At 58.7% G+C, this 26576-nt stretch carries 21 protein-coding genes and 1 tRNA gene; 7 read left to right on the forward strand and 15 right to left on the reverse strand.

The genetic code is table 11. The annotated features are described in order from the left end of the window. Positions 1–14: 14 nt before the first annotated feature. Positions 15–503 (reverse strand): hypothetical protein, encoded by a 489-nt coding sequence (locus tag ACYQ6M_RS20160; protein WP_077290796.1) that lies wholly within the window; start codon positions 501–503, stop codon positions 15–17. 248 nt (positions 504–751) lie between these two features. Between ACYQ6M_RS20160 and ACYQ6M_RS20165 the strand changes: the two genes are divergently transcribed. Then, on the forward strand, positions 752–946 hold the full coding sequence (locus ACYQ6M_RS20165; RefSeq protein ID WP_023002166.1) for a hypothetical protein: 195 nt from the start codon (positions 752–754) through the stop codon (positions 944–946). A gap of 77 nt (positions 947–1023) precedes the next feature. Here the strand turns inward: ACYQ6M_RS20165 and ACYQ6M_RS20170 are convergent, their stop codons facing one another. The 6 genes from ACYQ6M_RS20170 to ACYQ6M_RS20195 all read right to left on the reverse strand — a co-directional run bounded on the left by ACYQ6M_RS20170 (position 1024) and on the right by ACYQ6M_RS20195 (position 5787). Beyond that, positions 1024–1776: a 2OG-Fe(II) oxygenase gene (locus ACYQ6M_RS20170; RefSeq protein WP_460075216.1), complete on the reverse strand. Its 753-nt coding sequence runs from the start codon at positions 1774–1776 to the stop codon at positions 1024–1026. Then, complete coding sequence (gene ada, locus ACYQ6M_RS20175) at positions 1773–2849, reverse strand: bifunctional DNA-binding transcriptional regulator/O6-methylguanine-DNA methyltransferase Ada (RefSeq protein ID WP_460075218.1); 1077 nt, start codon at positions 2847–2849, stop codon at positions 1773–1775. The genes ACYQ6M_RS20170 and ada overlap by 4 nt, the downstream gene beginning before the upstream one ends. Before the next feature lie 254 nt (positions 2850–3103). After that, complete coding sequence (locus tag ACYQ6M_RS20180; RefSeq protein ID WP_460075220.1) at positions 3104–3862, reverse strand: SDR family oxidoreductase; 759 nt, start codon at positions 3860–3862, stop codon at positions 3104–3106. Positions 3863–4212: 350 nt separating this feature from the next. Beyond that, positions 4213–4289 (reverse strand) — tRNA-His (locus ACYQ6M_RS20185). Positions 4290–4515: 226 nt separating this feature from the next. Continuing rightward, positions 4516–5034 (reverse strand): phasin, encoded by a 519-nt coding sequence (locus ACYQ6M_RS20190; protein ID WP_023002171.1) that lies wholly within the window; start codon positions 5032–5034, stop codon positions 4516–4518. A 366-nt stretch (positions 5035–5400) separates the two neighbouring features. Continuing rightward, positions 5401–5787, reverse strand: coding sequence for a phasin (locus ACYQ6M_RS20195; RefSeq protein WP_031269792.1), 387 nt, complete (start codon positions 5785–5787; stop codon positions 5401–5403). A gap of 261 nt (positions 5788–6048) precedes the next feature. Here ACYQ6M_RS20195 and ACYQ6M_RS20200 point away from each other — a divergent pair, with 261 nt between their 5' ends. The 5 genes from ACYQ6M_RS20200 to ftsH all read left to right on the forward strand — a co-directional run bounded on the left by ACYQ6M_RS20200 (position 6049) and on the right by ftsH (position 16689). Continuing rightward, positions 6049–10728 (forward strand): PAS domain-containing sensor histidine kinase, encoded by a 4680-nt coding sequence (locus ACYQ6M_RS20200; protein WP_460075223.1) that lies wholly within the window; start codon positions 6049–6051, stop codon positions 10726–10728. 26 nt (positions 10729–10754) lie between these two features. Further along, complete coding sequence (locus ACYQ6M_RS20205; RefSeq protein ID WP_460075225.1) at positions 10755–11447, forward strand: DUF4336 domain-containing protein; 693 nt, start codon at positions 10755–10757, stop codon at positions 11445–11447. Positions 11448–11716: 269 nt separating this feature from the next. Beyond that, positions 11717–12760, forward strand: coding sequence for a Fe(3+) ABC transporter substrate-binding protein (locus ACYQ6M_RS20210; RefSeq protein ID WP_228869823.1), 1044 nt, complete (start codon positions 11717–11719; stop codon positions 12758–12760). A gap of 319 nt (positions 12761–13079) precedes the next feature. Continuing rightward, complete coding sequence (locus ACYQ6M_RS20215; RefSeq protein ID WP_460075227.1) at positions 13080–14768, forward strand: ABC transporter permease; 1689 nt, start codon at positions 13080–13082, stop codon at positions 14766–14768. 94 nt (positions 14769–14862) lie between these two features. Continuing rightward, positions 14863–16689: an ATP-dependent zinc metalloprotease FtsH gene (ftsH, locus tag ACYQ6M_RS20220; protein ID WP_460075229.1), complete on the forward strand. Its 1827-nt coding sequence runs from the start codon at positions 14863–14865 to the stop codon at positions 16687–16689. A gap of 28 nt (positions 16690–16717) precedes the next feature. On the opposite strand, the gene ACYQ6M_RS20225 is transcribed toward ftsH, so the two are convergent. The 3 genes from ACYQ6M_RS20225 to ACYQ6M_RS20235 all read right to left on the reverse strand — a co-directional run bounded on the left by ACYQ6M_RS20225 (position 16718) and on the right by ACYQ6M_RS20235 (position 20611). After that, positions 16718–18886 (reverse strand): putative bifunctional diguanylate cyclase/phosphodiesterase, encoded by a 2169-nt coding sequence (locus ACYQ6M_RS20225; protein WP_460075231.1) that lies wholly within the window; start codon positions 18884–18886, stop codon positions 16718–16720. Positions 18887–19272: 386 nt separating this feature from the next. Beyond that, positions 19273–19902 (reverse strand): CoA transferase subunit B, encoded by a 630-nt coding sequence (locus ACYQ6M_RS20230; protein ID WP_023002181.1) that lies wholly within the window; start codon positions 19900–19902, stop codon positions 19273–19275. A 13-nt stretch (positions 19903–19915) separates the two neighbouring features. Next, a complete protein-coding gene (locus tag ACYQ6M_RS20235) occupies positions 19916–20611 on the reverse strand; it encodes a CoA transferase subunit A (RefSeq protein ID WP_023002182.1) in 696 nt (231 codons plus the stop codon). 298 nt (positions 20612–20909) lie between these two features. Here ACYQ6M_RS20235 and ACYQ6M_RS20240 point away from each other — a divergent pair, with 298 nt between their 5' ends. After that, positions 20910–21155: a DUF6460 domain-containing protein gene (locus ACYQ6M_RS20240; RefSeq protein WP_006940008.1), complete on the forward strand. Its 246-nt coding sequence runs from the start codon at positions 20910–20912 to the stop codon at positions 21153–21155. A 10-nt stretch (positions 21156–21165) separates the two neighbouring features. Here ACYQ6M_RS20240 and ACYQ6M_RS20245 read toward each other — a convergent pair whose 3' ends face one another. The 5 genes from ACYQ6M_RS20245 to ACYQ6M_RS20265 form a co-directional block, all read right to left on the reverse strand. Beyond that, positions 21166–22320 carry a GNAT family N-acetyltransferase gene (locus tag ACYQ6M_RS20245; protein ID WP_460075233.1) on the reverse strand — a complete coding sequence of 385 codons (1155 nt, stop codon included), beginning with the start codon at positions 22318–22320 and terminating at the stop codon, positions 21166–21168. 5 nt (positions 22321–22325) lie between these two features. Beyond that, positions 22326–23480 (reverse strand): GNAT family N-acetyltransferase, encoded by a 1155-nt coding sequence (locus ACYQ6M_RS20250; protein WP_460075235.1) that lies wholly within the window; start codon positions 23478–23480, stop codon positions 22326–22328. Positions 23481–23619: 139 nt separating this feature from the next. Continuing rightward, positions 23620–24444, reverse strand: a complete 825-nt coding sequence (locus ACYQ6M_RS20255) for an ABC transporter permease (protein ID WP_023002185.1) — start codon at positions 24442–24444, stop codon at positions 23620–23622. After that, on the reverse strand, positions 24441–25370 hold the full coding sequence (locus tag ACYQ6M_RS20260; RefSeq protein WP_209170588.1) for an ABC transporter permease subunit: 930 nt from the start codon (positions 25368–25370) through the stop codon (positions 24441–24443). The genes ACYQ6M_RS20255 and ACYQ6M_RS20260 overlap by 4 nt, the downstream gene beginning before the upstream one ends. Positions 25371–25379: 9 nt before the next feature. Continuing rightward, positions 25380–26537, reverse strand: a complete 1158-nt coding sequence (locus ACYQ6M_RS20265) for an ABC transporter ATP-binding protein (protein ID WP_062490395.1) — start codon at positions 26535–26537, stop codon at positions 25380–25382. Between the last annotated feature and the right edge of the window lie 39 nt (positions 26538–26576).

Below are 26576 nucleotides of genomic sequence, written 5' to 3' on the forward strand. Positions count from 1 at the left end.
GAAAAGAAACATGCTCAGCTCGAAGGCTCGCTGTCCTCTACCGCCGTCTCGCACCCCCGCAAGGTGTAGAGCGCACCGGTCAGCATGTCGCCGGCCTGTTCGAAAGCGGTGTCGGTGATTTCCGGACCGGCAGCGCTCAGACCAACGGCCGCCAGCCTGATGTCGGCAAGGTTCCGATTGAGTTCCTTCAGTTGCTGCGCCACTTCCCAATGATCCCTTAGGTCGGGATCAGAGAGTTGCGCAGCAAGCGTGGTGATCTTGCCGTCGAGCGCTTCGATCCGGGACTTGAATTCGCCCGGAGAGACCTGCAACCGGGCGAGCGCGGCTTCTGTCACATTGCCGGCGATACGTTCGCCCGCTGTATCGACCCTGTTCAACACAAGGAGCGACAGCACGCAGGCTGCAATGACAAGCAGCGCCGTCGCATTCACGAGCGCCAGAAGCAACTGGCCGGGCAAACGGACCAGACGGCGGCCAAGGCCGGGGGCATCGTGATAGGACATTGCATGCTCCTTAGAGATCAGGTGCTCTCATTCAGACAGAGTCCCGCATGACACACAACGGCCCCCCGGGCCGTGAACCGTCAGAAAGACCTGATTTCTTGGGAGAACCAACCGACCATCCGTTCACCGTATCAGCGCCCTGGTATCTTCTGCCTGTAGCCCAGCCTACACTTTATCCGAGAAACGACACTTACCTTTAACGGAAAAAGGGTTACTCCGTTCCCATTCAAAACACCGATAGGGCACGGATGAACTACGGCCGCCTGATCACAGCAATACTGTTCCTCTGGATGACGTCCGCCCTCTTCAAGTACGGCAACCAGAATTACGAGGCGCTCAAGGCGGACTTTGGCCTGCTGGCTCCATTGATGTGTTTCATCGCCGGCGTCCTTCTCGGCTGCAGCGCCATTGTCCTGCTCATCAAGTCTTTCAGGAAGACATGATCGCGCTTCGGCAGCTATCAACCTGCTGCCGGGTACCATCAAAGTTCAAGACGGCTCGCCAAGCACGGAGCAGGTGTCTATTTCGCGTCGTGGAAGATGATCCCTGCGGTGTGTCTCGTGCCGGAGCGCACGCGGCTCACGCCGTGGCGCAGGTTCACGCGGTAATTACCTCTCGTTCCCTGGACAGGCCGGTTGTGAACGGCAAAGGCCACGGCATCCCCCTGGCGCAGGCTGACAACCTCAACGCGGCTCTGCATGCGCGGGCGTTGTTCGGTCATGCAGAACTCGCCTCCCGAGAAATCCTTGCCCGGTTCCGATAGCAGAATCGCGACCTGAATCGGAAACACCAGATCGCCGTACAGATCCTGGTGAAGGCAGTTGAAGTCGCCTGCGCCATACTGCAGCAACAAAGGGGTCGGCCGGACCTGGCCCGCCTTGTGGCATTGCTCCAAATACGCGTCATGGGTGACCGGAAATCGTTGATCGAAGCCCATGGCCTCGTTCCACGTGTTGGCAAGACCGGCGAAGCGGGGATAAAGGGCGGTCCGCAATCCAGCCAGAATATCCGGCAGCGGATATTTGAAATAGCTGTATTCCCCCTTGCCGAAGCCGTGCCGCGCCATGACGACATGGCTTCGGAAATGTTCTTCCTCGGCATAAAGTGACGAAAGGGCACGACATTCCCCGGGCGACAAGAGCTGAGGCAGCGTGGCACAGCCGAAACCGTTCAGCTCTTCGTGGATCGCAGCCCAATCATAACCGGCAACCCGAGCCTCTAAAGAGGTCGCCAAAGCATCCGGACGATCCTCGTTGGCGATAAGCTTTCTCATGCCCGTTTCTCCCTCTCGATGAGATCGCGCTTGCGCTCCACACCCCATGCGTAGCCGGAAAGTGCACCGCTGGTTCGAACCACACGGTGGCAGGGAATTGCAACTGCGAGCTTGTTGGCAGCACAAGCCCGGGCAACAGCCCGTGATGCCTTGGGTGCCTTGATACGCCGGGCAATCTCGGCATAGGAGACCGTTTCTCCGGCAGGGATTTCCTGAAGAGCTTGCCATACCCGTTGTTGAAAGACGGTTCCGCGGACATCCAAAGGCAGGTCCAGACCGATCTTTGGACATTCGACGAAGCCCACCACCCGGGCCACCAGACCTTCATAGTCGCGATCCGCCCCAAGCAGTGTTGCCTTGGGAAACCGGTCCTGCAGATCCCGGACCAAGTCCCCCGGGTCACTTCCGAGAAGAATCGACACAACGCCTTTCTTGCCGGACGCGACCAGAATGGCACCAAGCGTCGTCTGGCCAACCGCGAACCTGATCTCCTCGTCGGCTCCGCCGGCACGGTATTGCGTGGGTGTCATACCCAGCATCCCGGTGGATTTTTCATAGAACCGTCCGCTGGAATTGAAGCCTGCGTCATAGATTGCCTCGGTCACCGTTATGCCGGAACCAAGTCCATCACGGACCCTGTTGGCCCGATGCGCTGACGCATAGTCTTTTGGCGTAAGCCCGGTCGCCGCCTTGAACACCCGGTGAAAGTAGCTGGGGCTACGACCGACGGAGCGAGCAAGATCATCCAGTGACGGCTCTTCTTCGCTGCCTTCAATGATGCGGCAGGCCTTTGCGACAATTGCTGCATTCTCCGCACCGGCAGGCAAGCCTTCCGGCTTGCAGCGCTTGCACGCCCTGAAACCGGTCGCCCGGGCACTTTCGAGCGTGGTGTGAAGCTGTACGTTTTTCGGATTGGCCAGGCGCGAAGGGCACGACGGGCGACAATAGACACCGGTCGTCGACACCGAATACCAGAACTGGCCGTCTGCGGTCTTGTCACGGGCTGCTATGCGCGCCCATCGAGGGTCCTCTGCCAGGGGCAGCTTGGTCTGATTGTCGTTCAAGGCTTCCATTGGTGCGTCTTCCCGAAATTGTTGTCGTCAACTTCGCCAATCCTGTCACCGGCTTCACGACCGTGCACTCCGGTCCTTACCTTCAAATCGGGATCTTCAGCGACCCGTTTTCCGAGCTGCTGGCATATTTGAATTTCAAGGCAAGGGACGGAGCGGAGGCTCCGTTCAAGTCTGTTGCAAAGGCGCTGTTGCCTGAAACAGGCGGTCCGGGATTTGCCACAAGGCGGCGCTCCGCCTTGTGGCAAAGCGTCCGGTCAGGTCAGCCGAATGGACATGCCGCCATCGACAATCGTCGGACTGCCCGTCATGAAACTTGCGCGGTCGGACAGCAGGAAAAGCGCTGCCTGTGCGATCTCCCTTGCGTCGGCCATGCGTTTCATGGGGTGCAAACCTGCAATGAACGCCAAGACGTCCGGATTTCCTTCGCCGCCGGCCGGTGTAATTGTGCCACCCGGCATCAAGGCATGAGCCCGAATACCCTCAGCGGCGTGGTCGGAGGCAAGTGATTGCACCAAGCCGTTGAGACCGGCCTTGGAAGCCGCGTAAGCGCCCATGCCAGGCATGCCCGCGTTGCTGAAACCAACAAATGACGATGTGAAGACGATCGAGCCACCGCCGGTTTCCTTCATGACCGGTATCTGCGCTTTTGCGGCCAGAAACGCCGCCGTCAGGTTGACAGTCAGGACCTCGTTCCAGTTGCCGATACCCATGTCCGGGACTGGCTCCATGGCACCGACAATGCCTGCATTGTTGAAGGCACCGTCCAATCGCCCGAACTCCTTCAACGCGAGGTCGACCAGTGCCGCGGCATAACCTTCGTCCTTGACGTCCCCCTCCAGGAAAACGGCGGTGCCGCCGGCTTCACGGATTTTGGACGCAACAGCCTCAAGTTCCGCGGAACGCCTGGCACCGAGGATGACGTTCGCTCCTTCGGCCGCAAAAAGGCTCGCTGCTGCAGCCCCGATCCCGCTGCTTGCCCCGGTGATGATGATCGACTTGTTTTCGAGTTCCATGACGTTTTCTCCTGTCTGTCATTGGACCCGGCAAAAGCCAGGGTCCGAGCGACAGGTGTCATGATCGGGCCGAGCCGAACTATCCGTTTCTTGTTGTCAAATCCGAGAACCCGTCCCTGTAGGTCAAGGACAGCCTGTGTGCTCCATTGGAGATCGGCTTGCAGACAACAGAGATTGCTGCCCGGTTACAGTCTACCTACCGGCGGTTCTGAATTTGATGGTGAAGGATTATGTCTCAACAGCTTCGGACAATCCGGCTGCGGCATACCCAATACAGAAAATCATGTCGCCGGCCGCAAGGGAGCCCTGCGCGGGACCAAATTCTGTTTCAAAACGAATGAAGAGGGAAATGGTACAGACGAGTGGATTCGAACCACCGACCTTCGGAGCCACAATCCGACGCTCTAACCAACTGAGCTACGTCTGCTTAAAGGCGTGAGGTGACGCGGACCATACTGACCCGTGCCGCCATTTGCAAGGGCGTCTTCTAAACTCGTTTTTTCCAACCCGCAAGCGGGAATTTGCGGAAATTTTCGAGCTGTTGAAAAGCAAATGCCCGGAGCGTTGCCCCGGGCATAACAACCGTTTGCCGATGTCATCGGCATGGCCCTGCCGAACCGCAATCAGGTGACTGCGGACGGCAGGATGCCGGATTAGTTGACCTTGATGTCCTTGAAGGACTTCTCGAACGCTTCCTTGACCGGTGCGGAAACGTCGGTACCGAGCTTGGTAGCCAGTTCGTGCATTTCCTTGGACTGGGCGCTCAGAGCGTCAAACTGCTGGCGAGCAAACGTGGACTGCAGCTCGATAGCTTCAGCCAGGCTCTTCGCAGACATGATGTCCTTCACGAAAGTGAAAGTTGCGTCGGCGTTGGCTTTGGCAGCATCAACGGCCTTGTGGTTGAATTCGACAACGCCCTGGCGGGAAGTCTCGAAAGTGTCTTCCATCAGGTCGGTTGCGTCTTCAGCAGCGTTTTTCACTTTTGCATAGGCTTCGCGAGCGTTCTCGATGCCTTTTTCGGTTGCTTCACGGAACATGGCCGGAACTTCCATTTTCGGCATAGCAAAAGCCTCGAAGTCAGGGAAAGCTACACCAGCAGCAGCGGTTTTGGCTTTGGTGGTGCGAGCTTTCGGCGCCGGCTTTGCCGGAGCAGTGGTTGTGGTGTCAGTCATGATCTCATCTCCTTGAGTCCGGATGCGATCATTGGTGCAAGTTCATTCCGCCGATACGTGTGCCGGCGGACCCTGTCGTCATCCGCAAACACTACATAGTGCATGCCGTGCTGCATTGCAACATTTTTTTGCACTGCACAACAAACTTGCCGTCGGGGATTTCTGGTGTTTCGTCGGTTCCGTTCTGCAAAAAGCGGAGCGGACTGCAGCCCTTTGTCGGTAAGCCATTGGCTGGACAAGGGAAGACGAAAACAGGCAATCAGGACCGGAAAAACATTACAACCAAAGCAGGAAATATTCAATGAAACACTTGTGACACCTTGCGCGGGGCTCTGGCGCCCTGCGCAAGGAAAAATGCCGGCCGGATTATTTTTTCTGGGTGGCCTTGGCCGCGTCCTGAACGGCCTTCGTCGCCGAGTTGGAAAACTCGCGCGCCTGTTCGCCGAGGGATTCCATCTGCCGGCGCAGATAGTCCTGCTGCAGCTTCATCATGTCCTCGACATTTTGCGCCTTGACCAGTTCCTGCGCAAACTTGAAAGCCGCATCGACATGCTCTTCGGCATAGTTCAGCGCCTTCTTGTTCACATCCGCAGCACCGGCCTGAACCGCATTCGCGCTGTCTTCCGCATTGCTGACAGCCTTGTGGGTCGCGCCCATGAAGTCGTCAAAGGCCTTGCGGGCCTGGTCGACGCTCTTTTCCGCGAAATCGCGCATCTGGTCGGGAATTTCAAAACCGGTCTTGTCTGTGCTCATGTCGGCGCTCCTCAGGTCGACGAAAGATGTCAGGCAGGTATCCTGAAATCCTTCCATGCCAAAAATTCGTAACACGACGATGGCATTCCGGCAAACTTGTCCGGTCGGATTAACCACGCCTTCATGTAACCCCTTTAGCAACCTTGCTTTACGTGGACTGTGTTGGAGATTGCTTGTATTAACGGAGTGTTTACCACTTTGGGCAAATCCGGCCGCCACGCACCCGTCAACCGGTGTTGCAGACCAGTTTGGAGCAGAGCCATGGACGAACAAACCCTATCATTCCTGGAACTGACTGCCATGGATGATCTGGTTCAGCTTGTCGCCGACAAAAGGGCAGCCTGGCTCTGGTCGGCCGACGGGGCGCGTATTCTATGGGCGAACGCTGCCGGTGCTTCCTTTTTTTCCGCACAGTCCGTAGCCGACCTGGCCAACCTGACGTCGCTCGAGCGCTCACCCGCCCGTCCGCATATCGCCCGCATTGCCGAATCCGGCCCTACAGACAAGTTCAGCATCGACCGGCTGCGGTTTTACCGGGGTCTCAGGGTCATGCTGCTGACCTGTCAGTGCATGCGTATCGAGCTGGACAACGGTGAAGCCGCGGCCCTGATTGTGTGCGGTGACAAGGGTCTGTCCATGACGAAAGACCCGGTGCCGGCTTTTGCACAGATGTTGCGTGCCGATGATGCCACCGTGTTCGTGACGGATGCCGGTTCGGTGGAAGGCTGTTTTGGCGAACTGAAGGGAACACCGGAAGACCTCGACCTACCGGACGGACAGACGGCGCTTTTCGGTCCTCTGGAACTCGATGGTGACTTTCATGAGGGCGTTGTTCTGAAGGTGACGGACCGCCAGAAGCTGGTGGTCCTGGAAAACCTGCCTCTGGCTGATCCCGACACTGAAGCCGGGGAAGACAGCTCTGAAAGCGCGCAAGAAGCGGACGCCTCAGCAATTGAAGCTGGGCTGCTGGCCGCAGGCGTTGCCGCCGGAGCTGCAGTAGCCGCTGACACTTCGCCCGCGGACGAGGAAACAGTTTCCCAGACCGGTGAGGACGACGCCGGTTGGGTACGGGCCGACGAAGACGAGTTTGAACCCGCTGACGACATGGCCGCAACGCAGGCCGCCCCTGCCCCACCCGTTGAAGAACCTGTTGAGGAAGACCTCGACGACCTGGCTGCCAGTGAGCAATCCATTGCCGCCGGTGTTGTCACCTCAGACGACATCTCCCCGATGGATGCCGGAGAGGCAGACCTTGAAGCCGCGTTGTCCGACCTGGAAGAGATTGAAGAGGACGACGGCCTCGAAGAACTCGACCTCGAGGAAAGTGTCCTTGAGGAGACGACCGCCAAAGTCGTGGCCGAAGACACCTCTGATGACGCTGCGACGGAAGGTGGGGACGGCTTTGTCTTTCAGCCACGGCGCAGACCTGTGCGCTTTGCCTGGAAGATGGACATCGACCAGCGCTTCACCTTTCTGTCCGACGAGTTTGCCGAAGTTCTTGGCCCTTCCTCAACCGACATTATCGGTCTGACCTGGAAGGAAGTGTCCGACGCTTTCGATCTCGATCCCCGTGGCCATATTGCGCGGGCACTCGACCGACGCGACACCTGGAGCGGAAAGACAATCGACTGGCCGGTTTCCGCTGCGGACTTGCGCGTACCTGTCGACATGGCCGCCCTGCCCGCCTTCGACCGGAACCGTAAATTCGAAGGCTATCGCGGCTTCGGAGTTTGCCGGACCGCGGATGCCGTGCCGGAGCATGGAAGCCAGCCCTCCGGCCCGACGCTGGCCGTTGTCGGGGCATCCGACACTGACATTGACACTGACAGGGACGAAACCGGACGCGACACACTTGCGGAAGATGGAGCCAGCCACGCCGCTGCAACGCTGCAGGAAGGCGCGCCCGGTGCCGAAGCTGCCGACGTGACCGTGGCGCCAGAGGTGGAAGACGACATTGCCACCGTGGGCTATGACAACGGACCTGAAAACGTCCGCTCTGAAACAGGTGATGAAACAACAGATACATCGACTGGTGAGGCTGGTACCGACGAAGCTGGTTCACCAGAGGCAGCAGAGCAGCAGGCAACCGCGGAGGCGGCAGCCAAGCTTGCGGAATTGAAACCGGCAAAACCGGATTCTTTCGCGGGCAAGACCTTTCTTGGCGCAAGTGCGGCTGCTCTCGTCGGGTCCCTGGCAAAGTTCACCGGCAAGGCTCCGCAGCGCCCGGCAGACCCGCCGGTAAAGGCAGATGAACCCGCCAAGGCGGATACCCGACACCTTGAAACCGACACGTCTCCAGAGGACGTTGCCCCGGATGCCGACAAGGATTTCGACGATCTGCCCGGCGCAGCTCTCGACAGCAAGTTCAAGGCCCTGGAATCCGGTCTGCAAGATGCACCGGAAGACGAAGCTCTTCCCGAGGAAAGCGACGTTCCGGAGACTGGCGAAGACCAGCCCGTCTCCGGCAGCGATGAAACCGTTCCTGAGGACAATGCAAGCGCTGAGGACACCGGAACTGCAATCGACGAAACGGACGATGCGCCGGAAACAGTCGTCGATGACGCCGATGTAGTAGCTGATGATGAAGACCCTGAAGACGAGGTCAGCGACACAGCAAGCGAAGACACCGCCATCGATGATGACGACACTGAACTGGCAGACGAAGACGAAAACGAAGCGAACGCCGACCGCGAAACCGATGCTGCGAGCGACGAGCTGACCGGTGAAGAGACAGGGGACACCACTACAGCTGTTGCAGTGCCCACTCCAGCGAGTGCCGAACCAACCGGTATCTCCGGGCCAGCGGCGCTGAAACCGGCTGAAATCGAAAGCGCGGTCAAGTCGCTCGCCAAGGCTTACAAAGAGGCGGAAAAGAAGTCTCGCGACCTCTTTGAGGAAGAAGAAGACCCCACGGCCCCGGAAGACGACGACATGTCGTCCACAGCCGTCGCAACTGCCGAAAGTGACGAGGACCAGCAAACGGGAACCGATGAGGCTTCGGCTGGCGACGAAGATCTGTTCGAGCCCGAGCCTGCCTTTGAAGACACCCATTTCGATCTCGTTGAGGAGGAAGACCGCGAGATCGAAGCCGTGGCTCCGTCATTGGAAACGGACGATGCGGCTGAAGAGCGCGAGTTCTTCGAAGAAACCGCTGCCTTCGAGAGCGAGGACAAGGCTGCCGAAACCGCCGACGCCGATGAGCCGGCCGAACCGAAACCGACAGGCCAGGTCATCCCGCTGGCAACGGTGAAACCGCGCGTTGTTCCGGTGGATACCTCCGGTCTTTCCCGGCCCGAACGTCAGGCCTTCCGCAAGATCGCCGAAGCCCTTGGAGCACGGCTGGAGGGCGACCTTGAAGATTTCGATGCGCCCGATCCGGTGGAACCGGTCGAAGAGCTGCCGCCCGAAGTTCCGGAAGCCGGCCCTATCGACCCGAGCCTCCTGGACCGCCTGCCCATCGGCATCGCCATTGCCCATGACCGGGAAGTTCTCTACGCCAACAAGGCGCTGCTGAGCATGCTTGGCTACAAGTCGATCACCGCGCTCTCCGAGGCTGGCGGGTTGGAAGCCCTTTTCATCGACGATGCGGAAGAGCTGCCGGACGCCGAAGGCATGGATGGTGAAGTCGACGAGACCATGAAGATGCGCCTGTCGGATGGCGGTGTCCTCAACGTCGACGCTCATATGCATTCCGTTCCGTGGAACGGCACGCGCGGTCTGATGATTTCCATCACCGAACGCAAGGCCAAGCCGGCACCTGCGACCGCTGCTCCGTCTTCGCCGAACTTCTTTGCGGAAGTCCGCTCGGAACTTGATAGCGCGCGCAACCAGATCGCCGAGATGGACACCATTCTGGAAACGGCGACCGACGGCGTTCTCGTGCTTGATCAGAACGGCACGATCCTGAAAGTGAACGGCTCCGCGGAGGCGCTCTTCAGCGCCAACCGGTCCGACATGATCGGAGCGCCCTTCACGGATTTCCTGGCACCCGAAAGCCACCGGGCGGCGGCCGACTATCTGGACGGATTGTCGCGCAACGGCGTTGCCTCGATCCTGAACGATGGCCGCGAAGTGCTCGGCAAGGTTCCGACCGGCGGGCTCATCCCGCTGTTCATGACCATCGGCCGGATCAGCGGCAACAAGGACGACGTCAAATACTGTGCGGTGCTGCGCGACATCACCCAATGGAAGACGGCAGAAGAAGAGCTGACCCAGGCCAAGCGCCAGGCTGAAAACGCCAGCTCTCAGAAGTCCGATTTCCTGGCCAAGATCAGCCATGAAATCCGCACCCCCCTGAACGCGATCATCGGCTTTTCGGAAGTCATGATGGAAGAGCGCTTCGGCCCGATCGGCAATGACCGCTACAAGGATTATCTCAAGGATATCCGCACATCCGGCTCGCACATCATGAGCCTGATCAACGATCTCCTGGACCTGTCCAAGATCGAGGCGGGCAAGCTGGATCTGAAGTTCTCCGCAGTCTCGACCAACGACGTCATCAACGAATGCGTTGCCCTGATGCAGCCGCAGGCCAACCGAGAGCGTGTCATCATCCGTGCCAGCCTGCCGGAATCCGTGCCCGATGTCGTGGCTGACCCGCGGTCTCTGCGCCAGATCGTGCTGAACCTTCTGTCCAACGCGATCAAATACAACAAGTCCGGTGGGCAGGTGATCCTGTCGACGGCGCTGGAAAGCAACGGCGAAGTCGCGCTGCGGGTTCGCGATACCGGCACCGGCATGACAGCCAAGCAACTGGCTGCGGCGCTTGAACCGTTCCGGCAGCTGCATACCTCCAGCCGCGGCGGTGGAACCGGGCTTGGCCTGCCGCTGACCAAGGCACTGGTGGAAGCCAACCGGGCCAGCTTCCATATCGATTCCACGCCGGATCAGGGCACCCTGGTGGAAATCATCTTCCCGACACAGCGGGTGCTTTCGGAGTAATGCCGGGCTCCTGACGGGAGAGCGCCTTGGTTGAAGTCGACAGCAATATCTGGATCCTTGAAGGGGACACTGTCTCCTTCTACGGATTTTGTTACCCGACCCGCTGTGTGATCATTCGCCTGCCGTCCGGCAAGCTGTGGGTCTGGTCACCCATCGCCTTGACGCCGGCGGTCCGGCAGCAGATCGATGCCCTGGGAACCCCGACACATCTCGTCAGTCCCAACAAGATCCACCATCTCTTTCTGCAGGACTGGAAGGCGGCCTGGCCGGAGGCCAGGCTCTGGGGACCTCAGAGCACCATTGCCAAGCGTACGGACCTCGCCTTCGAACCGGCGCTGGACGAGGCGGTGCCAGATGCATTCGAAGGCGTCATCGACATGGTGCGCTTTTCCGGTTCTCCGGTGATGGACGAGTTGGTGTTTCTGCACCGGCCCTCGGCAACCGTCATCCTGGCAGATCTCAGCGAGCATTTCTCGGAAGGTTTTTTGCACCGGCACTGGAAACCCTGGCAGCGCTGGATTGCCGGTCTATGGGGTATTGTCGAAGGCAAGGGCTATGCGCCTCTGGAATGGCGGCTGAGCTTTTTCGACCGCCGAAAGGCTCGAAGCTGCCGGGACAAGATACTTGCCTGGTCACCGGAAAGGGTGATCATGGCGCACGGCGTCTGGCAGCCAGGCAATGGCACAGCCTTCCTGCGGCAGGCGCTTGCCTGGGTGTGACAGTTTTTCACGCCAGCCGATAACGCGTTCGTGATCAGTCTTTCAAAGCAAGCTTCAATGACCATCAGACCTAAAGTCGAGTCTTAAACTCCTGTATTCTCACCGGTTTTCGGCAAAATAGTGGAATGCAATCCTCCAGTTAGTTTTGAATCATTCTAAAGTATTGATTTTGCTAGATTTATTGACTTGAAGCCCTGCTAACGACATATTCCCGGCAAGCTTCGGACCCCGCGTCCGAGCAACAAGAACCATATCAACGGGAGAGTTACATGAATTCCACTTTCCGCATCCTGGCAGGCGCTGCCCTGCTGTCTTCGGCAACCCTTACCGCTGTACCCGCATTTGCCGACGGGGAAGTGAACATCTACTCCTATCGTCAGCCTTACCTCATCGAGCCGCTGCTCGACGCATTCACCAAGGAAACCGGCATCAAGACCAACGTGGTCTTTGCGGCTGAAGGCCTGGGCGAGCGTATTGCGGCTGAAGGCGCCAACTCTCCGGCCGACGTTCTCTTGACCGTCGACATCGGGCGCCTGGACGGTGCCAAGCAGCTCGGCATTTCACAGCCGGTTGTTTCTGAAATCGTCAATGCAAACGTTCCGGCAGAATTCCGCGACCCGGAAGGCCACTGGATCGGCCTGACCAACCGTGCCCGCGTGATCTACGCTTCCAAGGAACGCGTCGACCAGGACAGCATCACCTATGAGGAACTTGCCGATCCGAAGTGGAAGGGCCGCCTGTGCACCCGCTCCGGTCAGCATGTGTACACCGTCGGACTGGTTGCCTCGATGGTCGCCCACCATGGTGCGGAAGAAACCGAAAAGTGGCTTGAAGGCGTTCGCGACAACCTTGCCCGCAAGCCTGCCGGCAACGACCGCGCCCAGGTCAAGGCCATCTTCGCCGGCGAATGCGACATCGCACTCGGCAACACCTATTACATGGGCTTGATGCAGACCAACGAGAAGGAACCGGAACAGCAGACCTGGGCCGACAGCGTCCGCATCCTGTTCCCGAACACCGAAGACCGTGGCAGCCACGTGAACGTTGCCGGCGTCATCCTGACGAAGAACGCACCGAACCAGGACAATGCGGTCAAGCTGATCGAGTTCCTGTCCTCCGATGAAGCGCAGCAGATCTACGCCGAAACCAACCATGAATATCCGGTCAAGCCGGGCGTAGCGGTTTCCGAGCGCGTTGCAAGCTGGGGCGAGTTCAAGAAAGACACCCTGTCACTTGCCGACATTGCCAAGAACCGCAAGACCGCCAGCGAGCTGATCGACGAAGTCGGCTTTGATGACGGTCCGGCCTCCTGAGGCCATATCAACAAAAAAGACGGGCGCCGCATTTTGCGGCGCTTTTCTGTTGAGAGCAAGGAAGGCGGACTTTCAAACTATTCTGGGGCCCGTCATTGCCGGACTTGATCCGGCAATCCATGCCGTTCCCTGTCGACAAAATTCAGAGGTGACGTCGATCCGATCCTCAACGGCATGGATGCCATGGCCGAGCCATGGCATGACGGAAAAAAAGCCACCGCAAAAATTCAGGTCACGCCTCGGGGTCTCTTGGCTTTTGCATTTTCCGGGTTTTGCCTATAGAGCTTCCTGCGAACCATTCTCAAAGAAATGACTGGCCTTGCTGCGCACGCCCACCCTCACTTTTGCTGACCGTTTCTGGCAAATTGCATCGCTGGCGATTGCCACGCTGGTGCTGTTGCCATTGGCGGCGATCGTGTGGATCGCGCTGACGCCGACGGGCGAAGTCTGGGGCCACCTTCTGACAACGGTTCTGCCTGGCTCCCTGCAGACGACGGTTTTGCTGATGCTCGGGGTCGGCCTGACCACAGGCATCACCGGCGTTGCCACGGCCTGGCTGGTGACGATGTGCAATTTCCCGGGAAGAAAGGTCCTCGACTGGGCTCTTCTGGTGCCCCTTGCGGTGCCGACCTATATTGTCGCCTTCGCCTATGTCGAAGTGCTCGATTATACCGGGCCGGTCCAGAGCCTGATCCGCACGCTTTTCGGTTTCAAGACGTCTAGAGACTACTGGTTTCCCGAAATTCGCTCATTGGGCGGCGCCATATTCGTCATGGGGGCGGTGCTTTACCCTTATGTCTATCTGACGACCCGGGCGAGCTTTCTGATCCAGTCCGCCTCGACGCTGGATGTCTCGCGTACCCTTGGCGCTTCGCCTTACGGGCTGTTCTTTCGTGTCGCTCTGCCATTGGCACGTCCCGCCATCGTCATCGGCATTTCGCTTGCCTTGATGGAGTGCCTCAACGATATCGGCGCGGTGACATTCTTCGGCGTGAAGACCCTGACCTTTTCCGTCTATGACACCTGGCTGCACCGTTCCAGCCTCGGTGGCGCAGCCCAGCTCGCGCTGGCCATGCTGGTGATGGTGTTCCTGCTATTGTGGCTGGAACGGTTCGGGCGGCGCAAACAGCGCTTCGACAGCGGCGGTGGCTCCAAGCACCGGCCACCGACACGCTTCGAACTTGGACGCTGGCAGGCTGCGCTTGCGTTGCTGTTATGCCTGACGCCGGTCTTTGTCGGCTTTGTGGTTCCTGGCCTGCTGCTTGCAGACCTGGCCAGCCGGCGCCTGGAAGGTTTTTGGGACAGCGGTTTTCTGGATGCTGTCTGGAACAGCCTCAGCCTCGCTGCCATTGCAGCGCTGATCACCGTGCTCATTTCCATTGCCCTGGCCTATGCCCTGCGTCTCAACCCCAGGGGTCCATTGAAGTTTGCCGTCCGGCTTGCCTCGATCGGATACGCCATTCCGGGCACCGTTCTCGCCATCGGCATTCTGGTGCCGTTGGCCGGCTTCGACAATTTCCTGGATGCCCGCATGGAAGCCTGGTTCGGTATCAACACCGGCCTGCTACTGCTGGGGAGCGGCACCGGCCTGGTGTTTGCCTATGTGGTTCGCTTCCTTGCAGTTTCTTACGGCCAGGTCGAAGGTGGCTTCGGCCGGATCACACCTCATCTCGACATGGCGGCGCGCACGCTTGGCCGCAACAGCGGTCAGACCCTGACGCAGATCCACCTGCCGATCCTGAAGCCGGTGCTGTTGTCCGCAGCCCTGCTCAGCTTCGTCGATTGCATGAAAGAGCTGCCGGCAACGGTTCTCCTGCGTCCGTTCAATTTCGAAACCCTGGCAACGACCGTGTTCGAGGCCGCCTCGCGCGAAGCCTTTGGCGAAGCGGCCCTGCCCTCGCTTGCCATCGTTCTGGTCGGCCTCATCCCGGTCATCTACCTCGCCCGTTCCAGCGCCTCGTCCTTCCGCACGCAAACGTCCAAGCGGCAACTCGAGCCGGTCGTCTGAACCAGGGCAGCCATGCCACCTCGTGCCTTGACAGCCTCCGGGCGAACCGCGTCAATGGCGGCATAGTTCAGACGATTGCCGGGACAGTTTCACGATGGAAAAGAAACACCAGATAAACCTTTGGTACGCCTTCATTGCCATGATGCTGGTGCTGATGTTCCAAAGCTGGTGGACCACCTACAAGACCGTCGAGCAGATCCCCTACAGCCAGTTCGAGCAGTACCTCAAGGACGGAAAGATCGAGGAGATCGCCGTCAAGGAGAACTTCATCGAAGGCAAGTTCAAGGCGGAACTGAAGGACGGCAAGCAGTATTTCGTCACTACGCGCGTCGAGGTTCCGCTCGCCGACGAACTCAGCAAGTACGATGTCAAATACACCGGCGTCGTCCAGAACACCTTCATTCGCGACATCCTCTCCTGGGTGCTGCCGGTCCTGCTGCTGTTCGGCCTCTGGATGTTCTTCATCCGCCGGTTTGCCGAAAAACAGGGGCTTGGCGGCATGATGACGGTCGGCAAGTCAAAGGCGAAGGTATTTGTCGAAAAGGACGTGAAAGTCACTTTTCAAAATGTCGCCGGAGTGGATGAAGCCAAGCGGGAACTGAAGGAGATTGTCGATTTTCTGAAGGAACCAGCTTCCTATGGCCGTCTGGGGGCACATGTGCCCAAGGGCATCCTGCTGGTTGGCCCTCCGGGCACAGGCAAGACGCTTCTGGCGCGCGCCGTGGCCGGTGAAGCCGGTGTGCCGTTCTTCTCGATCTCCGGCTCCGAATTCGTGGAGATGTTCGTCGGCGTCGGCGCCGCACGAGTTCGCGACCTCTTCGAGCAGGCCCGAAAGGCCGCCCCTGCCATCATCTTCATCGACGAGCTGGACGCACTGGGCCGGGCGCGTGCAGCCGGCCCGATGGGCACCAACGACGAGAAGGAACAGACGCTCAACCAGCTTTTGACCGAGCTCGACGGGTTTGATCCGTCCAGCGGCATCATCCTGCTGGCGGCGACGAACCGGCCGGAGATCCTCGATCCAGCCCTCCTGCGCGCCGGGCGCTTCGACCGGCAGGTGCTGGTCGACCGGCCGGACAAGATCGGCCGGCGCGCGATCCTCGATGTCCACGTGAAGAAGATCAAGCTGGCCGCAGATATCGATCTCGATCAGGTGGCTCAGCTGACAGCAGGGTTCTCCGGCGCCGACCTTGCGACGCTGGTCAACGAGGCGGCCCTCCTGGCAACACGTCGGCAGGCGGATGCCGTTACCCTGCTGGACTTCAACGAGGCAGTGGAGAGGGTGATTGCGGGACTGGAAAAGCGCAGCCGGATCCTGTCGGACAAGGAACGAAAAACCGTCGCTTTCCACGAAATGGGCCATGCCCTGGTTGCCGCCAACCTGGAAGGCTGTGATCCGGTGCACAAGATCTCGATCATCCCGCGCGGCATCGGCGCGCTCGGCTACACGATGCAGCGGCCAACCGAGGATCGTTTCCTGTTGTCCTCTCTCGACCTGGAAAACCGCATGGCTGTCCTGATGGGCGGCCGGGCGGCTGAGGAGATTGTCTTCAACGAGATCTCTACCGGCGCTTCCGACGACCTGCAGAAAGTGACCGAAGTCGCCCGCGACATGGTCATGCGATACGGCATGGATCCCGACCTTGGCAATCGCGCCTATTCCACCCAGCGCCAGAACTTTCTCGGCCAGCCTGCCGGAGACGTTGCCGAGGTTTCAGAACAGACCCAGCGGGAGATCGACCTTGCCATCAAGCAAAGGGTGGAAGCTGCCTTCCAGCGCGCCAAGGCGCTCCTGAACAGCCATCGCGGCGAACTGGACGAAGGGGCTTCATTGCTGCTTGCAAAGGAAACGCTGACCGATCAGGACTTTCCCGCAATCCGCCCCCTTGCCGAACGCCGGAAGACCGAGGCGGCGGAGTGAGGCCGGTTCGTGTCAACGTCCAATTGCCTTACGCGGCGAACGTGCTGCCATCTTTCGGCTGTGCTCCGGCGGCCAGGCGCGGATGGTTGCCATCCATCAGAAATGCCTTCGACCAGGCTTCGAAATGTTCTGCCGGCATCGGCCGCGCGAACAGGAAGCCTTGCGCAGTCGTGCAGCCGTTCTCAGCCAGGAAAACGTGTTGTTCTTCCGTTTCGACGCCTTCGGCGACAACCTCGTAACTGAGGCTTTTCGCCATTGCCAGAATGGTCTGAACGATCGAGCGGCTGTGATGGTCATCGGCGAGACCACTGATGAAGCTTCGGTCGATCTTGAAGGTGTTGAACGGCAGACGCTGAAGATGCGCCAGACTTGAATAGCCGGTGCCGAAATCGTCTATCGCAAAGGTAATGCCGGCTTCCAGAAGCGGCTTTGCCGCCTCCGAGATTCGCTCCGGATCCCCCATGGCAACGGTCTCCGTCACCTCTAGCTGCAGCAGCTCGGCCGGAAAGCCCGTGATTTCCAGAATGTCGAGGACGCGGGCGGTGAAGCCCGGCTTTTCAAGCTGGCGAATGGAAACATTCACGGCCAGCGGCAGACGTTGGCCATGATCGAGCCAGACCCGCCCCTGTCGGCAGGCCAGTTCCAGCACCCTGTCACCCAGGCGCGTGATCAGATCGCTTTCTTCGGCAACATCGATGAAACATCCCGGTGCCAACAGGCCACGTTCGGGATGGTCCCACCTGGCCAGCACTTCGGCACCAACAACCCTCAACGTGGCGCAATCGATCTTGGGCTGAAAGGCGATAGTGATCTCGTCCGCCAGAAGGGCCCGTTTCAGTTCCGCTTCCAGACGGATGCGTTCGTGAGAGCGGGAATCGCGTTCGATCTCGTTGAAGAAGCATGCACGGTTGCCGCCGGTTCGCTTGGCCGCATACATGGCAATGTCCGCGTTCTTCAGGATAGCGGTGTAGTCCTCGCCGTCATCCGGATAGGTCGAGACGCCGATACTGGCCCCAACGGCCATTGTCAGACCGTTGATTTCCAGCGGTTGCTCGACGCATTGCACCAGTTGATCCGCGAGTGTGTAGACGTTGGACATGGGTTTTTCTGCCGGCAGGACGACGGCAAACTCATCGCCGCCAAGCCTGGCGACAAGTGGTGAAAAAGCCGTCTTGCCTGCCGCAACCTTGTCCGAGGAGTTCAGCAAGCGCTGCAGCCGCGCCGCCACTTCCTTCAACAGTGCGTCGCCATGATCGTGTCCGTAGCTGTCATTCACCCGCTTGAAGCGATCAAGGTCAATAAACAGAACGGCCATCCGGACCGGCGTGCCGTCCGCAAGCTGCATGTTTGAATTGAAGTGCTGACGGAAGCTCTCCCGGTTCGGCAGCCGCGTGACCGGGTCCACGTAGGCTAGCTCGTGAATGCGGGCCATGTTGTTCCGAATGGTTCCGACCATGTCGCGATAGGCGCGGGCGAGAACACCGATCTCATCAGTTCGTTCAACCGGGAAAGGCGCGTCGAAATTGCCGGCACTGACTGTGTGGGCGGTCTGGGTCAGCGCCTTGATCGGCCGGACGAAATTTTCCGCAAAATGAAACGTCACCGGAATACAGAATATCAGGAGCACCAGCGTGATAACGATGTTCCGTCCCCAGATGGCAAACAGCATGCCGTTGGCCTGAAGCCGTTTGACCGACACCAGCGCGACCCCGAGAACCGGACTGTCTGCCGTCTCGCGCACCGGCAAGGCTATTTCGATCCTGTCTCCGGTCTGGCGGATCTGATCGAGCCCGGTTTGCAGCGACAGCGTGATCAGCGGATGCTGGTCCATTTCGTCGAAGTAGCTTGTGTCCGGATCGCTGTCGATAGTGACCGCACGCGCAGGATCGTGAACCTGCGCCAGTTCGACCACGCCGCTGCCGGCAATGCTTTCCAGTTCCTGTTCAAGGATCAGATAGTGATGGTTGGTCAGATGCGGCACGGCCAGTCGGCTGACGGTCGCCCCGATGGCTCGCGCGTCCGAAACCACCCTTTGCTCCTCGTCCCGCAGGTCCAGGTAGCTCGCCACCATGATCATCACGACCGAGAGCGCCAGAAACAGGCCGGCCACCAGCAAGACAAAGCGGGTGCGCAGGCTGGGCAGCCAGGTCGACAGGACTTTTATCAGCTTTGAGACAGCCCCATGCGTTCCAGGCACGCCAAACACCCCTTGCGAATACCTGAACACCATACAGAACAAGTCTTGAAGGTGGATTGAAGAAGGTAAATGCCGACGACCAGATCGCGTAAACACTGATCTGTTCTTTAGCCGGGAAATTGTCTTTCGCGGCTTTTAAAGGATAACGGATTATCTATGCTTGATTTATGCGGATTAATCGCAAATCGATCTATTAACGAATTTGGAAATTTCCTCGGCAATTCTACGAATTGGTTCCAATTCGGGACAAATTGCGCCTTCGACACGTTCAAACAGTCTGTTTTTATTGAAAAAATCGACGAGCTGGCTGAAGCAGCCACGAAAAAAGGTGCCTGCGGGACCGCAGGCACCTTGATTTAAAACGACGCCGAAGCGCGCATCCTGTCTTATGACTGAAGCGTTGCCTGGGTCTTTTCCTTGACCTCATCCAGCGTTACGCCGTCAGCGAGTTCAACCACTTTCAGGCCGCCTTCGACAACATCGAAGACACCGAAATTGGTGATCACGCGATCAACGCATTTCACGCCGGTAAGCGGTAGCGAGCATTCTTTCAGAAGCTTGGGATCGCCAGCCTTCGAGGTGTGATCCATGATCACCACCACGCGCTTGACGCCCGCGACGAGATCCATCGCACCGCCCATGCCCTTGACCATCTTGCCAGGGATCATCCAGTTGGCAAGATCGCCGCCCTCGGACACTTCCATAGCACCCAGGATCGACAGGTCGATATGACCGCCGCGGATCATGCCGAAGCTGTCGGCAGACGAGAAGTAGCTGGTCTGCGGCAATTCGGTGATGGTCTGCTTGCCGGCATTGATGAGGTCTGCATCAACCTCGTCGTCAGTCGGGAACGGGCCCATGCCGAGCATGCCGTTTTCCGACTGGAGGGTCACATGGACACCTTCCGGAATGTAGTTGGATACCAGCGTCGGAATGCCGATGCCCAGGTTCACATAGAAGCCGTCTTCCAGTTCCTGCGCGGCACGCTTTGCCATGTCATCACGAGTCCAGGCCATGATGTTTTCTCCCTCAGGCTGCGCGCGTGGTGCGCTTTTCGATACGTTTTTCGTGGCTGCCGACGATGATACGGTCGACGAAGATGCCGGCGGTGTGGATGTTGTCCGGATCGAGTTCACCGATCTCGACAATCTCCTCGACTTCCACGACACAGGTCTTGCCGGCAGTTGCCATCATCGGATTGAAGTTACGCGCGGTCTTGCGGTAGATTAGGTTGCCTTCCTTGTCGGCCTTCCAGGCCTTGACCAGCGACACATCGGCCACGAGGCCGGTTTCCATGATGTATGTCTCGCCGTTGAAGTCCTTGTGCTCCTTGCCTTCGGCAATCAGCGTACCGACGCCGGTCTTGGTATAGAAGCCCGGAATGCCCGCGCCACCAGCGCGAATGCGTTCGGCCAGCGTGCCCTGAGGGTTGAATTCAAGCTCAAGCTCGCCGTTCAGGTACTGCTTTTCAAAGGTCGCGTTTTCACCCACGTAGGACGAAACCATCTTCTTGATCTGGCGGGTCTGCAGCAGAAGACCGAGGCCAAAGTCATCGACACCGGCATTGTTGGAAATGGCCGTAATGTCCTTGGCTCCGGAATCCCGGAGCGCCACGATCAGATTTTCCGGAATGCCGCAGAGGCCGAACCCGCCGGCCATCACCGTCATGCCGTCAAAGGTCAGCCCCTCGAGGGCGGCCTTTGCGTCCGGATAAATTTTGTTCATGTTTCACTCCCGTTTAAGACCGCTACATGCGTGAGGCGCACATTCGCCGCTTGGTTCGACCGGGTCAAGAGCTCTTTCCCGCGTTGCAGCGAAAAACATGAATGGCCCGTCACTTAATCGATTTGCGTCACTTTGCCCGGCGCCAAACTGCCGTTGCAGCGCGGGTTTGGGCGGTTTCCGGCAAGTTGTTTATGGTTTGTAAATCCTTAACAGCAAGAATTGGGCACCGTTCGCGGAGCGTTACCGCCACTCTCCAGCGCACCGGATACCTTGAGCCTACTGAGAGACACTACGCACCGTGTTCCCGTTTCTGTCGACATTCTTCAAGATCGCGGTCATCTCGCTGCTCGTCGGCGCGGGTCTTTCCTTCGTGAACATCACCGCGCAGGACATTCTGGGCTCCGTCGGCATGAGCCCTCTGGAGCTCTGGATCTATCTGCTGGAGTTTCGGGACTGGGCCATTCCCAACATGATCCTGGGCGCCTTCATCGTCGTGCCGATCTGGCTGGTCATCTACCTGATCCGGCCACCGCGAGCGGGATGACATTTCCCGATCAGGCTGTCTGAGCGGTTTTCCGATGTTTCCAGCGATCAACGGTTTCCTGGAAACTCCGTTTTGCCTTCAGGGCAGTGATCGCCGCGTGACCTTTCACCGTAACCGGCAAAAGCAGGCGTCGTGTCGGCTGTTCCGTGGCGCCGAACCTGCTTTTGTAACCCTGGTGACCCGTACCGAAACCATAGACCCGAATGTTATTGTCCCGCGCCCAGTATATCGATTGAACCAGTGCCACCATGCCAGGTGAAAACCGGTGCCATTGCTCTGCCCCGATCGAAATCAGAATAAGGGTGGCGTAGCCATTTTCCACCAACATCGCTACCACGGCGATGGCGTCGTGACCGGACCTCAACGCCAGAACTTTCAGGGGATTTTCCAGCCCCGCTTGGGCCGCCAGGGCGCGATAGAAGTTTTCCCGGTTGTCCTGTTTCATGGAATTGGCGCGGCCGAGTGCTTTGAAACGCTCCTCCTTGGAGACGATCAGAGCTTCGAGAATTTTCACACGCTCTTCAGGGGTCGTTGCTTCGACCAACTGAACGTCTTCGCTTTGAAGCTTGCGAAAGTTGACCCTTGCCTTCTTGTAGATACTTATCCCGGACTTGGCCCCGGCGGCGAGCAGGGCGTCAGTTTCCAGAAAGAGGCTGCTGCTTTCCGGGCTAGCATTTGGATGCACAAAGAAGGGATTATCAGCTCGGCCTATCGATACGTGCAGTTTCTTGATGTCCACCACATCGGCACCTGGGATGGCTTCGATCATGGCGGACATGACCGCCTGCACCGTTTCATCGCCTTCGCTTGCGAGCGCCTTGCTCAATACCGGGCCGTTCTGGTCTGCCACGCCGAGGTCGGGAGTGGATGCGATGCGAACCGGACCTTTCCTGAAACGGATCAACGGCAGCAATGCAAGCGGGTCCTGCAAACCGGCGCGATAAGCGGCAAGCACTCCGAAAGTGTCGCACGCAGCAGGTGCCATTTCCTGAAAAAAGCACTCGACGAACCGCGGTGCCTGAAACGCCGAACATATGGCTCCGCCGGGTAGTGAAGCCCAAAGCGAGCGCAAAAGGTCCGCGCCGGGCTTCTCATGCCAGACAACATGAAGCTTCTGCCCAGCCACCTGCCCGCGGAAGGTCTCCTGTCCTGCCACGTCCGACATCTCCGTCACGTATCCACCCCATTCCTGCGCAACGCGATCTGAAGCATATCCTGAGCGGCACGATGCGCTTCACGGGCACCGACAAAGAGCCGTCCGCGCGTGCTAAGTGGCATAAGAAGACGTCGGGAAGGTTGCTCAACCCCACCGAACCGTTGCTTGTATTCCTGTTGTCCTGTGCCGAAGCTGAACCAGCGAACACCGGTTTGCGCAGCATGCTGTATCGCCTGGGCAAACAACACCATGCCCGGCGAAAAGGCGTGCCACCGCGGATCCCCGATGGACACCAGCACGGCGGTCGCCTGGGAACCAGACATCATCAACACCATGGCCGCAACGGTCTCTTCTCCGCACTTCAGCGCGATGGCCCTGAAAGGCGAGGATGAAGCTTCCATCTGCGCAAGGCGGATGTAGAAGTCAGCACGGTCTTCACGTTCCAGACTGTCTTTCCGCCCGAGCTGTCGGAACCTGTCGCTGCGCTGCGCCGCAAGTGTCTTGAACAATTCAGTTCGCTCTTCAGGCGTTTCAGCCTCAACCAGGCTGACACCTTCCTTCACGAGCCTGCGAAATTTGGATCTGGTCTTCTTGTAGATGGACTTCCCGCACCAATTGTCCGATCCCTCTCCATCGCGAAGGTCGAGGAGAAGGGAACTGTTCTGGGAAATGGTTTCCGGCATGAAGTTCAATGGGTTTTCCCGGGCGTCGATCCGGCCATGCAGTTTATGTATGTCGACGATATCCGCATCGTGGAGACGCTCAAAAAATGCCCGGATCATTGCAACCTGGCACTCTCTGGAGGCCGGGCATCCTGCACCAAGAACCGGTGCATTCTGATCGGCGAGACCAAAATCCGGCATGCCTATGACCCGGATTGGGCCACGCTGGAACCGCACCAGCGGCAACAGCATACACGGAGAGGCTTCCTCGCCTTGCTCCGCGAAAACGCCCACTGAAAATCGGTAATCACCTGTCTTCAGTTTGGTTTCCTGCAAAGCTGCAAGAAACTCCGGTGTCTGAAACGGCGTCGATACGACGCCGCCCTTCAACGAAGACCAAAGACCGCTCATATCCGAAAGCGTTGGAGCTTCGAGTTCACGAACCTTTATCCGGGAAATAGCGCTGCTTTCCAGAGCCAGTAGATGCTCTGTTTCCCGCAATGCCATCACTCGCAATACCCCAATAAAAACCATCGGCCCGGACACACCAATGAAGTGTACCGCCCGGCCGTAAAATAGGCATGGTTTTGTTAAAATTCAGTATTGCCTACACAATATCACCGACTTCTGGAAGCTTCGGAAATCATCACCCTTCCGCGCCAAAGGCCGCCCTTTCGTCTCGTTCTTTTTGCGCCTGTTGCCGCTTGGTAGCAATGGAGGCGGCAATCACGCCCATGGTGACCAGAGCAACGAGAATGGTACAGACCGCGTTGATCTCCGGTGTCACGCCAAGGCGCACTTGTGAGTAGATCTTCATTGGCAGCGTGGTGGCGCCTGGTCCCGTGGTGAAGCTGGCGATCACCAGATCGTCCAGAGACAAGGTGAAGGCCAGCATCCAGCCGGCAATGACCCCTGGCAGGATGATCGGCAAGGTGATCAGGAAGAAGGTTTTCACCGGCGGGCAGCCGAGATCTTCTGCGGCTTCCTCGATCGACTTGTCGAAGCCGACCAGACGCGACTGGACGACAACGGCCACATAACAGCTGGCAAAGGTGGTATGCGCCAGCATCACGGTCCAGAAACCACGCGTATAGTCCATGGCCACGAACAGCAGCAGCAGCGACAGGCCGAGGATCACTTCCGGCATCACAAGCGGCGCGAAGATCATGCCGGAAAACAGAGACCGGCCGACGAAGCGTCCAGACCGCACCAGCACAAGTGCAGCAATGGTGCCGATGATCGTTGCCAGTGTGGCCGACGCAAAGGCAACCCGCAGGGTCACCCAGGCCGCATCGAGCAACTGATCATTCTGCAGCAGCGACGCGTACCACTTGGTGGAGAACCCGCCCCAGACCGTCACCAGACGGCTCTCGTTGAAGGAGTAGATCACCAGCAGCACGATGGGCAGGTAAAGGAACGAAAAGCCTACCACCAGCGAGGTGATGTTGAACCAGGTCGGGCCGCGCGTCATCCGTCTCTCTCCGACATTTTCTGCTGCTGGTTCTGGAAGAGCACGATCGGAACCACCAGGATCATCAGAAGGATCACGGCAACCGCAGAAGACACCGGCCAGTCGCGGTTGTTGAAGAACTCGACCCAGAGCGTCTTGCCGATCATCAGGGTGTTGGACCCGCCAAGAAGATCCGGGATGACGAATTCACCGACGGCGGGAATGAACACCAGGAAACACCCCGCGATAACACCGGGCAGCGACAACGGCACGGTGATTTTCCAGAAGGCCTTCCAGGGTGGGCATCCAAGGTCTTCGGCGGCTTCCAAAAGGCTGCCGTCCAGCCGCTCCAGGCTGGCATAAAGCGGCAGAACCAGGAACGGCAGGTAGGAATAGACGATGCCGATAAAGACCGCGATGTTGGTATTCATGATCACCAGCGGTTCGTCGATGATGCCGAGCATCAGGAGAAGCTGGTTGAGCAGGCCTTCGTTTTTCAGGATGCCGATCCAGGCGTAGACGCGGATCAGGAAGCTGGTCCAGAACGGCAGGATCACCAGCATCAGCAGCGTCGGACGCAAGGATTGCGGACTGCGTGCCATGCCATAGGCGATCGGGTAGCCAATGATGAGCGTCAGAAGCGTTGAAATAGCCGCGATAACAACCGACGACAGATAGGATTTCCAGTAAAGGTCGTCTTCTGTCAGCCAGACATAATTCTCGAAGGAGAATTCCGAGACGCTTTCCCAGATACCGTTCCAGCCTTCTGCCAGATCGAAGGTCGGCACATAGGGCGGAATGGCGACGGCCACCTGCGAAAGGGAAATCTTGAAGACGATCAGGAACGGCGCCAGAAAAAAGATCAGCAGCCAGATGTATGGCACCGAAATCAGCAGCCAGCCGCCGAGCGTCCGTTTGGGTTGAGCGGGAACGTGTACTTCGGACATCGTTTCCTCCTACCCTTTTAGAATGACGCCGGCGTCCCGGTCGAAGGACATGACGACCTCGTCATCCCAGGTGATCGGGTTTTCGACCATGCGCGAGACATTGGCGAAGGTCGCGCGCAACGTATCGCCGTCGTCGTCGCCGACTTTCGAATGGATGATCGACATGTCCCCCAGGTAGGCGATGTCCCAGACAACGCCGTCGATCCTGTTGGGGACGCCCTTTTCGCGGCGCCCCTGGGCAATGCGGACCTTTTCCGGACGAATGGCATACCAGACCCGATCGCCGACGGCGGCATCGGTCACCTGATCACTTTCGATGGAGAAGTTGTCCGCGACCGAACGCAGCTTCGTACCGGCGTCCGATTTCTCGACGACGTTGGCTTCGATCAGGTTGATGTCGCCGATGAAGTCGGCAACGAACTTGGAATTGGGCGCTTCGTAGATTTCGGCCGGGGTCGCAACCTGCACAAGTTCGCCCTTGTCCATGACGGCAATACGATCGGCCACTGTCATGGCTTCTTCCTGGTCGTGGGTCACGATCAGGAAGGTCATTTTCAGTTCTTCCTGAATGTTCATCAGCTCGAACTGGGTTTCCTCACGCAGCTTGCGGTCAAGCGCGCCGAGCGGTTCATCCAGCAGCAGCACCTTGGGGCGCTTGGCGAGCGAGCGAGCCAGCGCGACGCGCTGGCGCTGACCGCCGGAAAGCTGGTGCGGACGACGTTTGGCGAATTGTTCCAGCTTGGTCAGCCGCAGCATTTCGGACACGCGCGCTTCAACTTCCGAGGCCGGCAACTTGTCCTGCTTCAGACCGAAGGCAATGTTCTTCTCGACGCTCATGTGCGGAAACAGCGCGTAGGACTGGAACATCATGTTGGAGGGACGCTTGAAGGGCGGAATTCCGGCCAGGTCCTGGCCATCCAGAAAGATCTGCCCTGAAGTCGGCGTCTCGAAACCCGCCAGCATGCGCATCAAGGTGGTCTTGCCACAGCCCGAGCCACCAAGCAGCGCGAAAAACTCGCGCTCGTAGATTTTCAGGGACAGGTCTTTGACCGCGGTGAAATCACCGAACTTCTTTGTGACATTCCGGAATTCGATAAACGGTGTCTTGTCCGGATCGTCCCACGGGCTGTAGGCCCGACGCACCGGTCCAATCGATTTCTTCGCCAAAACAATCTCCCACCCCTAAGAGACCTTCCCAAGACTAAA

This window comes from Roseibium sp. ROS1 (assembly GCF_054658215.1).